Genomic DNA, 11836 nt, shown 5'->3' with positions numbered 1-11836 from the left:
GGAACGTTGCTGTTCCACGTGAAGACACCGCCGGATTCCCAGGCGTGACAATCACCAGCCCGAGGGGTCGCCTGCTTCAGACGGTCCGGAGCAGGAACACCGGGTGCCGGGCGGCCTCGGCCGCGAAGTCCTTCAGGTCGGCGTCCGCGCTCACGTCGAAGTAGGGGCCCACGGTGCGCGGGTGCTCGGCCAGGTAGCGCTTGAGGACGGGCGCGGCCTCCTCCGGTCCCAACTCGACCACCGTGAACGACTCCACGGTGCGGCCGCGGGTCAGCGTGACCCGTCCCGCCGCCCGCGCGTTCCTCGCCCAGCCGTCCGGGCCGTACGGGGCGACGAGCCAGCGGGTCCCGCCGTCCTCGTGCGGGGCGACCGGGGTCGTCCGCGGGATCCCGGTCTTGCGTCCCGGGACGGTCAGTAAGTAGAGCCCGGGCGGTCCGACGCCCTTGCGGAGCAGGGACGTGATGATGCGGTCGCGGAGACGCCCGAGCGCCGTCGATCGGTAGATCCGTGCCATGGCCGCCTCGCCTTCACCCGATGCCTGCGCCAATGGTCGTCCCGCGATTACCCGGCGCGCAACATCGAGAGCCGGTCGGCCGCGCCGGTCAGACGCCGTACTCGTCGGGGAAGCGGAGCGCGGGGCCGCCCGCGTGCAGGCCGAGGGGGACGGCGCGTCCCCGGGGCCGCTCCCACTCCTCCTGGCGGCCGAGCGCGGTCAGGTCGAGATACGGGCTGCCCGCCCAGGTGAACTCGATGCCGCGCCCGAAGGTGGAGTAGGTGTGGTAGACGGCGTCGCCGTCGCGCAGGAAGGCGCTGATGCCCGGCCAGTCGCCGCGCATGGCCTCCGTCCAGGGCTTTCCCGCCGCCGCGAGGTCCTCCTCGGTGCGGTAGTTGAGCAGCACCGGCGCGACCCGGTCGTCCACGGTGGCGTGGAAGTCGTAGTTGAAGTCACTGCCCGCCGAGGAGTACCAGGGGAACGTCCAGCCCATCCGCTCGCGGAACGCGGCGAGCTTGCCGTACGGGGCGCGAGACACCGCGACGAGCGTGGTGTCGCGGACGTGGAGCTGGCGCAGCCGCGGGATCACGTCGGCCTGGGTGGAGCAACTGGTGCAGCCGGTGTCGCGCGGGTGCTCGTTGCCGTCCGCGTCGATGTCGTAGGCCCACATGAAGTGGTGCATCACGAGCTGGGAGCGGCCCTCGAACAGGTCGGGCAGGCCGACGGTCCCGTCCGGCCCCTCGAACGTGTACGGCTTGTCCACCCGGACCATCGGCAGCCTGCGGCGGGCGGCGTTGACCCGGTCGCGTGCCCGGAGGAGTTCCTTCTCCTCGGCCAGCAGCCTGGTGCGGGCGGCGAGCCACTCCTCGCGCGAGACGACCTCGGGCGGTTCCCCGATCGGCATCCGCTCCTCCTCAAACCGCTCTCGTTTTGCAACTGGTCGCAGCCTAGGAGACACTGGTTCGGAAACGCAACCGGTTCGGGAGGGAGTGCGGTGCGGAAGGGGATGCGGTCGGGCTGCCCGATCAACCTGTCGCTGGAGATCTTCGGTGACCGCTGGACGCTGCTCGTCCTGCGCGACGTCGTCTTCACCGGCGCCCGGCACTTCCGCGAGCTGCTCGCCGGACCGGAGCGGATCTCCTCCAACATCCTCGCCGACCGCCTCGCCGTGCTCGTGGAACGCGGCCTGCTCACCAAGGCCGCTGACCCCTCGCACAAGCAGAAGGTCGTCTACAGCCTGACCGAGCAGGCGATCGAGCTCGTGCCCGTGCTCGTCCAGCTCGGCGCGTGGGGGACCCGCCACCTCCCGGTCGCCGACGAGTTCGCCGCGCGCGGGGAGGTGCTCGCCGCGGGCGGCCAACCGGCCCTGGAGGCGTTCATGGACGAGCTCCGCGAGACCCACCTCGGCCCGCAGGCCCGCCACCGCCCTGCACCGGACGGTCCCACCGTCACCGCGCGCATGCAGGCCGCCTACGAAGCCGCGCTCGCCGCCGCGGCCGACGGCGCCTGAAGCGACGCCCGCCCCAACGCGGCCGGCTAGGTGTCGGAGCCTCGCGGTATCCCCAGGGTGGCGAGGAGGTCCTCGTGGAACTGGATCCACAGCAGGTGGCAGGAGTCCCGGTCGTGGCCGTCCACCCAGGAGCGCTGCCCCGCCTCCGCCTTGCGCAGCGCCTCCGCGTAGCGCTCGGCGTAGCCGTCGAAACGCGCCAGGCACGCGGTGAGCCGGCCGCACAGGTCGGCGAAGGACGTCCCGACGCTCGCCAGCGTCCGCAGCACCCGCTCGTCCCAGCGCCAGTCGGTGTGGTCGTTGAAGGCCATGGGGTCGAGCCGCGTCGGCCGGATCTGCCAGTCGGTGCAGGCCGCGCCGAGGCGCCGGTTCAGGGGCAGGAAGGCGGCGTGGACGGCGGTGACCTCGGCCCGCGCGCCCGCCCGGTCAAGCTCGTCCGACAGCCGCCTCTCGTTCTCCGCGCGGCCCGCGTCGGTCAGCGACCATCCCGAGCTGCCGGCGAAGCTCGACCTGCGGGTCCAGCCCCTGGCCTCGAAATCCAGCAGCGCTTCCTCGACCGCGCCGGCGGGAAGGCCGTACCGGACCGCGATGCGGGACGGCGTCGGGAAGCCCAGCACCCGGACGCCGTGCAGCGCCAGGTCCTCGGGGTCGGAGGGGCGGGTCACGTCGCGTCTCCTCGGCGGTGCTCGACGCGGTCGGTCACCCGGCCGAACCGCTGCTGCGCGGCCTGAGCGGACGCCAGGCCCAACGCGCGGGCGATCCGCGGCCACGACAGGCCCTGCGAGCGCGCGAGGAACATCAGCGCGGCCTCCGTCTGGTCCACCTCCGCCCGGGCGGCGGCCAGGAGGGCCAGCCCCGCCAGCACGGCGGCCTCGTCGTCATCGCGCCCGGCGCGCCACGCCGCGAACCGGACCAGGTCGGTCGCCGAAGGCGGCTGGCTCCCGTGCAACCAGGGCGGCCGGGGGAGCGACGCGGCCCCGGCGTCCAGCAACGTCCTGCGCGCGTCCGCCTCGGCGGCGGCATGACCATGATCGGCGTCCATGGCGGCAACCCTGCAATATCAACAACCTGTTGTCAACAAGATGTTGATGCGGGGATGGAGCGGTGTGGCAGGTCCGGGAGGGTGGCGCCGTTTTGCCTGGACGCCGGGCCGGGGACGAGAATGCGAGCCCCGCGAACAGAACGGAGCAGGCCGGACATGACCGACCAGGTGAAAGGCCCCGCCAGCTACTTCCCGTCGATCGAGAAGAAGTACGGCCGCCCGATCGCGGAGTGGAAGGAGCTCATCCGCTCCTCTCCGCTGACGCGCCACATGGAGCTCGTCTCCTGGCTCAAGACCGAGCACGGCATGGGGCACGGGCACGCCAACGCCCTCGTCGCGCACACGCTTGCCGAGGACAGCGGCAAGTAGGCGTGAATCCGAGGGGCGTCCCGGTGCCGCGGGTCGTCCGGGAATTACATAAGTTCGCGATATATTCTCCGCCGTGCGCGATGACCTGGACGTGGACGCCTTCACCAGGGCGATCGAGGACTTCAACCGGTTCTACATCCGGCTGCCGGTGCTGGAGAAGCTGTCGTTCACGACCCTGTCGGTCCTGGACACGCTCGCGTCCGCGGACGGGCCGATGCGGCTGTCCGATCTCACCCGGACCGAGCAGGTCAGCCAGCCCGCCATCACCCAGCTCGTCACCCGGCTGGAGCGGGACGGGCTGGTGGAGCGGCGGCCCGACCCGCGCGACGGGCGCGCCGTCCTCGTCCACATCACCGAGGCGGGACGGCGGATCGGGCGGGCGCGCCACGAGGACCGGACGCGGCACCTCGCCCCGCTGTTCGCCCAGCTGACCGGCGCGCAGCGGCAGGCGATCGCCCAGGCCCTGCCCGCCCTGACCCGTCTCGCGGAACTGGGCCGGGCGCAGGCGTGACGAGCCCGCTCAGCGGTCGGCGGGGAAGGCGTGGCGGCGCGCGAGCACCACGACGGCGAGCGCCGCGGTGACCAGGGGGAGCGTCGTCCAGGGCAGGACGCCGGACCCTGAGCCCTCCAGCAGCACCCCGCCGATCAGCGACCCGGCCGCGATCGCCATGTTGTAGACGGTGGTCTGCATGGACGTCGCGACGTCCGCGTGGACCGGGCCCGACGCGTCCACCAGCGCGGTCTGTATCAGGGTCGGCGCGCCGCCGAAGGCCGCCCCCCACACCGCGACCGCAGCCAGCAGCACGCCGGGGACGTCCCCTGCACACCCCAAGGCGACCATGGACGCGGCGAGCAGGGCCAGCGAGGCGGCGAGCGTCGCCCGCAGGAAACGGTCGATCAGGACGCCGGTCAGCCAGATCCCCGCGACCGTGGAGAGCCCGAACACGAACAGGACGAGCCCGGTGCGCCCGAAGCCGGAGTCCTCGGTGAACGGCGCCATGTAGGTGTACATCGCCTGGTGGCCCAGCACCAGCAGCAGCGTCACCGACAGGACGGCGAGGATGCCCGGCAGCACGGCGATCCGGCGCAGCGGCACGCGCTCGGCGGCGTCCTCGCCCGGGAAGTCCGGGACCTTCCACCGCACCCATGCCGCCAGGACCGCTCCGCCGGCGGCGAGGGCGCCGAAGGCCGCCCGCCAGCCCGCGAGGGACGCGGCGGCCGTCCCGGCGGGGATGCCGAAGGAGAGCGCCACGGTGATGCCCGCCAGCACGATCGCGATCGCCCGCCCGCGCCGCTCCGGCGGCACCATCCGGGCGGCGTACCCGGCGAGCATCGCCCACATCGTCCCGCCCATGACGCCCGCGAGGAGCCGCGCCGCGAACGTCACGGCGTAGGACGAGGAGAGCGCGGTGACGGCGTTGCAGAGCGCGAACCCGGCGAGCACGCCGAGCAGCACCGGCCGGCGCGGCAGCCCGCGGAGGAGGGCGGTGACGGGGATCGCCGCGACGCAGGACGCGGCCGCGTAGCCGGTGACGAGGAACCCGATCCGCGCCTCGGGCACGTCCAGCGCGCCGCTCATCCGCGGCAGCAGCCCCGCCGGGAGCAGCTCGGTCATCACCGCGGTGAAGGCCGCGGCGAACAGTGCGAGCAGGCCGGGCCAGGGGAGCCGGTCCGGCGCGGAGGCGGTCGCCGGGCTCGTCGCCGGGGCTGTCGACATGCGACCATGGTCGAACTCTCACATTAATGTGAACGCAAATGTGATGTGGCTCACGGGAGGCGGTGGCCGTGCGCATCGGCGAGCTCGCGCGGCGGACGGGCGTCCCGGCGCGCATGCTGCGCTACTACGAGGAGCAGGATTTGCTGCACCCGCGGCGCGCCGCCAACGGCTACCGGCAGTACGACGAACCGGCCGTGTGGCGCGTCCAGCAGATCCGCGGGCTGCTCGACTCCGGCCTCACCACCGAGATCATCCGCAGGATCCTGCCGTTCCTCGACCGGCCCGACGCGATCCACCCGCACCCGGACTGCCTCACCGCCGACACCGCCGCGCTGCTGCGCCGCGAGGCCGAGCGGCTCCAGCAGCGCATCGAGTGCCTCGCCCGCAACCGCGACGCGATCTACGCCTACCTGGCCGCCGTCCAGGAGCCGGAGCGGCCTGGACCACCGGGCGGCGGTGACTGAAGCCCCCAGGGGACCTACGTGGCCGTGTCCGCTGGGGGAACCTGCCGAGACGCGTGCATCACGCGCCAGGCCGCCCGCAGCAGCGGCACCGGCGACGCGCGGACGTAGCGCAGCGGGTGGCGGTCGAGGGCGGCGCCGCGGCGCTCGACGGCGTCCAGCAGATGCCCGAAGTACAGCAGGGTCAGCTCCCAGAGCCGCCGGTCGCCCGCGTCGAGGCGCCCGGCCGCCGCGGTGGCCGTCCGTAGGACGGCGCGGGCCCTGGCGCACCGGTGCGCGACCAGCGCCCGCACGGCCGGGGTGTCGCGCGCCGCCAGCAGGTCCTCGCGCGTGACCCCGAAGCGCAGCAGCTCGGTCCGCGGGACGGTCAGCAGCCCGCCGCGCAGGTCGGCGTGCAGGTCGACCAGGTCGTCGGTGCGCTGGCCGGCGTCCATGGCGGGCCGCAGCACCGCGCGGTGCCGGGCCGCGTCCGCGCTGAACACCGGGACCATCATCCGGCCCATCGGCAGGACGACGCGGTCGATGTGGTCGTCGTGGTCCTGCTCGGTGGCGTACTCGGTGATCAGCAGCCGCTCCGCCTGCCCTGCGAGGTGGGCGCGGACGTCGGCGTGCGCGATGCCGCACCGGTCGGCGGCGTGCAGGAACGCCCGGATGTGCGGCTGGTCGGACCCGCCCGTCACGAGGCCGGCCCGGACCTGGTCGGCCCAGGAGTGGAACCGGACGGGATCGCGCCGGTGGGCGGGCTCGTCCGCCAGCTCGTCGCCGCGGATGCCGAGCGCGCAGACGGCGAGGAGCGGCGGCTGCCGCGCGGCCGGCAGCAGCAGGCGTATCGCCGAGTAGAAGTCGGGATACCGGCGGGCCATCATCCGGCCCGCCGCGGTGTAGTCGGCGCGCAGCCCGCCGTCCAGGCCGGCGGCGTCCAGGACGCGCTGCCAGGACGTCCTCACCGCTCACCGGACCCGATCGCGCGCCGGTCCCGCGCGGCGTCGCGGCGTCCACGGCCCGCCCTGACGCGGGCGGCATGCGCGGACGCGAGCGGCGATGCCATCCGACCTCCAGCGATAGTGCCCAGCCGAGCCCCTACCTCGGAGTTCCTTTCCTGAAGTGATCGGCACGTAACACAGCGTCATGACCTACGGCGTGTCAGTCCCGCTGGGCCGCCACCAGGACGTCGCCCGCGGCCGTCCGGTAGTACAGGACGGACCGGCCCGCCCTCCGCCGCCCCACCAGCCGCGCGTCCAGCAGGACCTTCAGATGGCGGCCCACCGACCCGAGCCCCTGCCCGGTGAGCGCCACCAGCTGCGTCGTGCTCTTCGGCGAGCCGAGCAGGACGAGCACACTGGCGCGGCCGGGACCGAGAAGCCTGGCCAGCGCCTCGGGCGCCGCGCCGCCCGCCTCGACCAGGGCCCCCGAGCACGGGTAGACCACGGCGAACCGGCGTCCGGCGTCGTCCCAGGACACCCAGCCGGTGCGCGGCGTGACGGGGACGAACATCAACCGGGCCGTGCCGAGATCGCGCGGCGGATAGTCGCGGGCGTTGATCTGCAAGCGGCTGCCGCCGAGCCACCGCATGCCGGGCCGCATGTCGTCCAGGGCACGCGCCCAGCCGCCGCGGGTGAGCTGCGCCGTGCGCGCGACGACGTCGGCCTCGATGATCCGCCGGCGCCGCGGCCAGGAGGGGAGCACCGCGCGCGTCCACACCCACTCCAGCAGCCCGGCGGTGCGCTCGGGCAGGTCGGAGCGGTGCAGCTCGGGCGGGAGCGGGCCCCCGAGCGACACGGTCAGATGCTCGCGGGCGGCCTCGGGCGGCGTTTCCCGGACGGCCGCGAGCTCCTCCTCGAACGTGGCGTCGCCCCCGTGGTCCGGCGTGGGCGTGAGGTAGTCGGCGTTCCACCTGGTCCTGGCGCCGAGGGCGGCGCGGATGGTGAGGGCCGTGACCGGGTCGTCCGCCAGCCGCTCCCGGTAGGCGGGCAGGTGGGCGTCGAGCCACTCCCGCTCGGACGGGTACGCGGCCGTCCCCTGCTCCAGCGCCTTCAGCGCCGCGATCGTCTCCGCCAGCGGCGAGACGACGAACCGGCTCCCCGCGAGCGTGTCCGCACTGACCTGCCACCAGCCCATGTTTCGCCCTCCCGCGAAACTCTAACGCCCGCCGGACGACGGGCCGGACACTCCCGTCCATGCGCACGTACCGAGAACTCTTCGGCACCCCGGAGTTCACCCCGCTCTTCCTGGTGTCCGCCGGGCAGACGGCGGCCCAGACCGTGAGCGGCCTGGGCCTCGGCCTCCTCGTCTACACCTCGACCGGCTCGCCGCTGCTGTCCTCCCTCGCCATGTTCGGACCGTCCCTCGCCCAGCTCGTCGGCGCGACGACGCTGCTGTCGGCGGCCGATCGGCTGCCGCCGCGCACCGCGCTGACCGGCCTGGCGCTGCTCTTCGGCGCGGCCACCGCCGTCCAGGCCGTCCCGGGCCTGCCCATCTGGGCGGTCTTCGCCGTCCTGCTCGGCCTGGGGGTGACCGCGTCGCTGGGCGGCGGCGTGCGCTACGGCCTGCTCAACGAGCTGCTCGCCCGCGACGGCTACCTGCTCGGACGCTCGGTGCTCAACATGTCGGCGGGCCTCATGCAGATCGCCGGCTTCGCGGTCGGCGGCGTGCTCGTCGCCGTCCTGTCTCCGCGCGGCACGCTGCTGACCGGCGCGGCCCTGTACCTCGCGACCGCGGCGGTCGCCCGGTGGGGCCTCGCCGCCCGCCCGCCCCGCGCGACCGGGCGCCCGTCGCCCGCCGACACCTGGCGCGACAACGCCCGGCTGTGGTCGTCGCCGCCCCGCCGCTACGTCTACCTCGCGCTCTGGGTGCCCAACGGCCTGATCGTCGGCTGCGAGTCCCTCTACGTCCCCTACGCGCCCGACCACGCGGGCCTGCTGTTCGCCTTCAGCGCGCTCGGCATGCTCGCGGGCGACGTCCTGACCGGGCGGTTCGTCCCGCCGCACTGGAGGCGGCGGCTCGACGCCCCGCTCCGGCTGCTGCTGGCCGCCCCGTTCCTGATCTTCGCGTGGCATCCGCCGCTGCCGCTCGCGGTCGCGGCCGTGGTGCTCGCCTGCGTCGGCTACTCCGCGACGCTGCTGCTCCAGGACCGGCTGATGGCCCTCACCCCCGACGGTCTGAGCGGGCACGCGCTCGGCCTGCACTCGTCCGGCATGCTCGCGATGCAGGGCGTCGGCGCGGGCCTCGCCGGTGCCGTCGCGCAGTGGACCTCGGCCGCGACGGCGATGACCGCCATGGCCGCGGCATCCGTCGCGGTCACGATCGCCCTAGCCCCCGGCCTACGCGACGACCCCGACAATCCAGACGACCCGCACCCGGCCAACGATGCAACGACCCCGCCCCCACTCATCGACGCTGACCAACGCCCGGGCCCCGCGTGAGTGTCACCGGCCTCCGGACAGGCGTTCGCCGCGCAATCCTCACGCACTCGACGAACGAACGGCGCGCGAGGGCCCTGGACCCAGCCACCCGAGGCGGCGCAGGCCCGGGCAGGTGGTCGACGCGGGCTTCTCACGGACTCGATGCACGGACGGCTGCCATGGCCGCCCGGACCCTCCGGGCGGCGCGGGAGCATCACGGCCCCGGGCAGGTGCTCGCCGCGTAATGTCCGGACGAGCGGATGGCGCGCGATTGTCACGGATCCTGGATGCCCGGGCGGTTCGGGGCGGTCAAGGGATCAGGTGTTCCGGTGGCGTGCGGTGGTCATGGGGTTTTGAACGGGTGGATGGCTCGGGTGGCTCGGTCGGCGATGGTGGCCAGGTGGTCGGCCAGTTCGGGCGGGTCGAGGAGCGTGTAGTCGACGTTCAGCAGCGTGATCCGGTAGGCGAGGAAGCGCATCGAGTCGGACCGCGTGTGCAGCAGGCAGGACGTGTCGTCGACCGCTTCCAGGACGCCTTGCCACGCCGTGACCAGCGGCGCCGCCTCCTCGATCGGCAGGTGCAGCCGCAGCCTGGCCCGGATCGTGCCGGAGCCGCCCGCCAGCGAGTCCATCGCCCAGGACGCCGCGTCCGCGCCACCGGGCAGCTCGCGTTCCGGGGCGCGGACGCCGGTCGGGAACGGTTCGGTGATCCTTTCCGCGCGGAACAGCCGCGGGGCCGCGCGGGCCTCGTCGTGGGCGACCAGGTACCAGCGGCGTCCCGCGGCCACGAGCCGGTGCGGCTCCACCAGCCGCCGCGACTCGTCCCCGTCGGCTCGTGTGTAGGCGAAGCGGATCTTCTCGCGCCGGGCGCAGGCGGCGGCGAGCACGGCGAGCGTGCCGGGGTCGGCGGCCGGGACGCCGCCGTCCTGCGGGGGCAGGGTGACGGCGCCTTGCGCCAGCTCGGTCACGCGGCGCCGCAGCCGGTGGGGGAGGACCTGCTCCAGCTTGGCCAGCGCGCGCGGCGCGGTCTCCTCGATGCCGGCGATGGAGATCGCCTCGGCGGCGCGCAAGCCGATGGCGATGGCGACGGCCTCCTCGTCGTCCAGCAGCAGCGGCGGCATCCCGGCGCCGGCGGTCAGCCGGTAGCCGCCGGTGTTGCCGTGGGTCGCGCGCACGGGATAGCCCAGCTCGCGCAACCGGTCGATGTCCCGCCTGATGGTGCGGGCGGTGACGCCGAGGCGCTCGGACAGCTCGGTGCCCGACCACTCGCGCGGGGTCTGGAGGAGGGACAGCAGCCGCAGCAGCCGTCCGGAGGGATCGCGCATGGATCTCATTCTCACGTCCTACTAGGACGTTCAATGACCTAGTGGCGCCCTAGCGTCATGGGCATCGGCACCGAACGAGAAGGAGCACCCCATGTTGCGCGGACCCGCCACCACGAACTTCTGGACGGACGACCTCGACGCCGCGAAGCGCTGGTACACGGAGTTGCTCGGCATCGCCCCTTACTTCGAGCGTCCCGGGCCCGACGGCGCCCCCGCCTACTGCGAGTTCCGCGTCGGCGACCACGAGCACGAACTCGGCCTGGTCCACCGTCGCTTCGCGCCCGACGGCGAGGCGTCCGGCGTGGGCGGCGCGATCCTCTACTGGCACGTCGACGACCTGGACGGGACGCTCGCGAAGCTGCTGTCGATGGGCGCGAAGGAGCATCAGCCGCGCATCGCCCGCGGTGACCGCTTCGTCACCGCCTCCGTCGTCGATCCCTTCGGCAACATCCTCGGCATCATGACCAACCCGCACTACCTGGCGACCTTGTCCGTCTCCCGCTGACGCACGTCCCGTCCGCGCCAGACCGGAGGTGGCGAGGTCGACCAGGCTCCCTCTCGTTCCGGACGGTCGAGCGGGCGATGGCAAGGTGAGGGCTGGGCGGGGGTCCCGGTGTCTAGAGCGCGCTGGTCTTGGTCGTTTCGGCTTCTGCGGCGTCGGCTAGGCGCTCTCTCGCTTCCGCCATGTCGGCGTCGGTGGGCGCGTCGTCCTGGGTGAGGTCGAGCCGCCAGTATCCGGCGAAGTCGATCCGGTTCTTCGGGACGCCGCGGTCGCCGACGAGGTGGCGCCGTAGATCGCGGACGGCGCCCGCCTCCCCGGCGAGCCAGGCGAAGAGGCCGTCCGGCCGGAGGTCGGCGGCGCGGACCGCGGCGCCGAGCAGCCCGGCCCGCCCTGCGGGTGTGTCACCACGGTGCAGCCAGTGGACGGTCAGGTCGCCGCGGGTGGGGAAGGCGACCTCGTCTTCGGGGCCTGCGGTCTCGATGTAGGCGACGGTGGGCAGCCCTTCGGGGAGTGCCTCGGCGAGGGTGCCGAGCGCGGGGACGGCGGTCTCGTCTCCGGCCAGAAGCACCTGGCGGGCGGACGCGAACGACGCCGTGAGCGGGACCCGCCGGGCGAAGTCGGGGGAGGGCCCGAACATGCCGAGCGCGGCACCGGGCGCGGCCGCCGCCGCCCATCTGGTCGCGGGTCCGGCGTTGGGGTGGAGGACGAAGTCGACGGTGACGGTGTGCTCGGCCGGGTCGTGGGCGCGGAGCGTGTAGCTGCGGGCCCAGGGCCGCTCGTCCTCGGGGAGGGCGACCAGGCGCTGGTACCAGCCCGCCCAGTCGCCGTCGTCCCCCGGCTCGGGGAGGCGCGGCTCGCGCTGGCCCGGCTTCGGAAAGTACAGCTTCACCTGCTGGTCGGGACCGTCCAGGACGAGGTCGGCGAGGTCGTCCCCGCCGAGGACGACCCGCCGCATGTGCGGTGTGACGTTCCCGGCGCGGACGACGTGGACGCGGCGGACGGGCAGTGCCCGCGACATGG

At 73.9% G+C, this 11836-nt stretch carries 15 protein-coding genes; 6 read left to right on the top strand and 9 right to left on the bottom strand.

What is annotated here, in order from left to right:
• Positions 1 to 76: 76 nt before the first annotated feature.
• Together E1300_RS03545 and E1300_RS03540 are read right to left on the bottom strand one after the other, a co-directional pair.
• Complete coding sequence (locus E1300_RS03545; RefSeq protein ID WP_131755404.1) at positions 77 to 514, bottom strand: nitroreductase family deazaflavin-dependent oxidoreductase; 438 nt, start codon at positions 512 to 514, stop codon at positions 77 to 79.
• A gap of 88 nt (positions 515 to 602) precedes the next feature.
• Entirely contained in the window at positions 603 to 1397 is a 795-nt protein-coding gene (locus E1300_RS03540) for a DUF899 domain-containing protein (protein ID WP_131755403.1), read from the bottom strand.
• A 90-nt stretch (positions 1398 to 1487) separates the two neighbouring features.
• On the opposite strand from E1300_RS03540, the gene E1300_RS03535 reads away from it, so the two are divergent.
• Complete coding sequence (locus tag E1300_RS03535; protein ID WP_207399455.1) at positions 1488 to 2003, top strand: winged helix-turn-helix transcriptional regulator; 516 nt, start codon at positions 1488 to 1490, stop codon at positions 2001 to 2003.
• 26 nt (positions 2004 to 2029) lie between these two features.
• On the opposite strand, the gene E1300_RS03530 is transcribed toward E1300_RS03535, so the two are convergent.
• Positions 2030 to 2665: a transcriptional regulator gene (locus E1300_RS03530; protein WP_131755402.1), complete on the bottom strand. Its 636-nt coding sequence runs from the start codon at positions 2663 to 2665 to the stop codon at positions 2030 to 2032.
• On the bottom strand, positions 2662 to 3042 hold the full coding sequence (locus E1300_RS03525) for a hypothetical protein (protein ID WP_131755401.1): 381 nt from the start codon (positions 3040 to 3042) through the stop codon (positions 2662 to 2664). The genes E1300_RS03530 and E1300_RS03525 overlap by 4 nt, the downstream gene beginning before the upstream one ends.
• Before the next feature lie 156 nt (positions 3043 to 3198).
• Between E1300_RS03525 and E1300_RS03520 the strand changes: the two genes are divergently transcribed.
• Together E1300_RS03520 and E1300_RS03515 are read left to right on the top strand one after the other, a co-directional pair.
• Positions 3199 to 3411, top strand: coding sequence for a DUF4287 domain-containing protein (locus E1300_RS03520; protein ID WP_131755400.1), 213 nt, complete (start codon positions 3199 to 3201; stop codon positions 3409 to 3411).
• 73 nt (positions 3412 to 3484) lie between these two features.
• Positions 3485 to 3922 (top strand): MarR family winged helix-turn-helix transcriptional regulator, encoded by a 438-nt coding sequence (locus E1300_RS03515; RefSeq protein WP_165502661.1) that lies wholly within the window; start codon positions 3485 to 3487, stop codon positions 3920 to 3922.
• 9 nt (positions 3923 to 3931) lie between these two features.
• Here E1300_RS03515 and E1300_RS03510 read toward each other — a convergent pair whose 3' ends face one another.
• Positions 3932 to 5128: an MFS transporter gene (locus E1300_RS03510; protein WP_131755398.1), complete on the bottom strand. Its 1197-nt coding sequence runs from the start codon at positions 5126 to 5128 to the stop codon at positions 3932 to 3934.
• A 68-nt stretch (positions 5129 to 5196) separates the two neighbouring features.
• On the opposite strand from E1300_RS03510, the gene E1300_RS03505 reads away from it, so the two are divergent.
• Entirely contained in the window at positions 5197 to 5592 is a 396-nt protein-coding gene (locus E1300_RS03505) for a MerR family transcriptional regulator (RefSeq protein WP_131755397.1), read from the top strand.
• A 14-nt stretch (positions 5593 to 5606) separates the two neighbouring features.
• Here E1300_RS03505 and E1300_RS03500 read toward each other — a convergent pair whose 3' ends face one another.
• Complete coding sequence (locus E1300_RS03500; RefSeq protein WP_131755396.1) at positions 5607 to 6536, bottom strand: phytoene/squalene synthase family protein; 930 nt, start codon at positions 6534 to 6536, stop codon at positions 5607 to 5609.
• Between the two features lie 196 nt (positions 6537 to 6732).
• A complete protein-coding gene (locus E1300_RS03495) occupies positions 6733 to 7707 on the bottom strand; it encodes a helix-turn-helix domain-containing protein (RefSeq protein WP_131755395.1) in 975 nt (324 codons plus the stop codon).
• Positions 7708 to 7766: 59 nt separating this feature from the next.
• On the opposite strand from E1300_RS03495, the gene E1300_RS03490 reads away from it, so the two are divergent.
• The gene (locus tag E1300_RS03490) at positions 7767 to 9011 is read left to right on the top strand and encodes an MFS transporter (RefSeq protein ID WP_207399454.1); all 1245 of its coding nucleotides are present in this window, start codon (positions 7767 to 7769) and stop codon (positions 9009 to 9011) included.
• A 322-nt stretch (positions 9012 to 9333) separates the two neighbouring features.
• Here the strand turns inward: E1300_RS03490 and E1300_RS03485 are convergent, their stop codons facing one another.
• Positions 9334 to 10314 (bottom strand): helix-turn-helix transcriptional regulator, encoded by a 981-nt coding sequence (locus E1300_RS03485; protein ID WP_131755394.1) that lies wholly within the window; start codon positions 10312 to 10314, stop codon positions 9334 to 9336.
• 91 nt (positions 10315 to 10405) lie between these two features.
• Between E1300_RS03485 and E1300_RS03480 the strand changes: the two genes are divergently transcribed.
• Positions 10406 to 10819: a VOC family protein gene (locus E1300_RS03480; RefSeq protein WP_131755393.1), complete on the top strand. Its 414-nt coding sequence runs from the start codon at positions 10406 to 10408 to the stop codon at positions 10817 to 10819.
• A gap of 112 nt (positions 10820 to 10931) precedes the next feature.
• Here E1300_RS03480 and E1300_RS03475 read toward each other — a convergent pair whose 3' ends face one another.
• The gene (locus E1300_RS03475; RefSeq protein ID WP_131755392.1) at positions 10932 to 11834 is read right to left on the bottom strand and encodes a siderophore-interacting protein; all 903 of its coding nucleotides are present in this window, start codon (positions 11832 to 11834) and stop codon (positions 10932 to 10934) included.
• Between the last annotated feature and the right edge of the window lie 2 nt (positions 11835 to 11836).

The sequence above is a fragment of the Actinomadura fibrosa genome, from assembly GCF_900659615.1.
Classification (GTDB): domain Bacteria; phylum Actinomycetota; class Actinomycetes; order Streptosporangiales; family Streptosporangiaceae; genus Spirillospora; species Spirillospora fibrosa.
Note: the sequence above shows the minus strand (reverse complement) of the source record. Positions and strands in the feature narration are given on the sequence as shown.

What these genes read in the sequence shown, in the direction of transcription:
- E1300_RS03545 (WP_131755404.1), bottom strand. Translation starts at nt 514, where the DNA reads ATGGCACGGATCTACCGATCGACGGCGCTCGGGCGTCTCCGCGACCGC.
- E1300_RS03540 (WP_131755403.1), bottom strand. Translation starts at nt 1,397, where the DNA reads ATGCCGATCGGGGAACCGCCCGAGGTCGTCTCGCGCGAGGAGTGGCTC.
- E1300_RS03525 (WP_131755401.1), bottom strand. Translation starts at nt 3,042, where the DNA reads ATGGACGCCGATCATGGTCATGCCGCCGCCGAGGCGGACGCGCGCAGG.
- E1300_RS03520 (WP_131755400.1), top strand. Translation starts at nt 3,199, where the DNA reads ATGACCGACCAGGTGAAAGGCCCCGCCAGCTACTTCCCGTCGATCGAG.
- E1300_RS03510 (WP_131755398.1), bottom strand. Translation starts at nt 5,128, where the DNA reads ATGTCGACAGCCCCGGCGACGAGCCCGGCGACCGCCTCCGCGCCGGAC.
- E1300_RS03495 (WP_131755395.1), bottom strand. Translation starts at nt 7,707, where the DNA reads ATGGGCTGGTGGCAGGTCAGTGCGGACACGCTCGCGGGGAGCCGGTTC.
- E1300_RS03490 (WP_207399454.1), top strand. Translation starts at nt 7,767, where the DNA reads ATGCGCACGTACCGAGAACTCTTCGGCACCCCGGAGTTCACCCCGCTC.
- E1300_RS03485 (WP_131755394.1), bottom strand. Translation starts at nt 10,314, where the DNA reads ATGCGCGATCCCTCCGGACGGCTGCTGCGGCTGCTGTCCCTCCTCCAG.
- E1300_RS03480 (WP_131755393.1), top strand. Translation starts at nt 10,406, where the DNA reads ATGTTGCGCGGACCCGCCACCACGAACTTCTGGACGGACGACCTCGAC.
- E1300_RS03475 (WP_131755392.1), bottom strand. Translation starts at nt 11,834, where the DNA reads ATGTCGCGGGCACTGCCCGTCCGCCGCGTCCACGTCGTCCGCGCCGGG.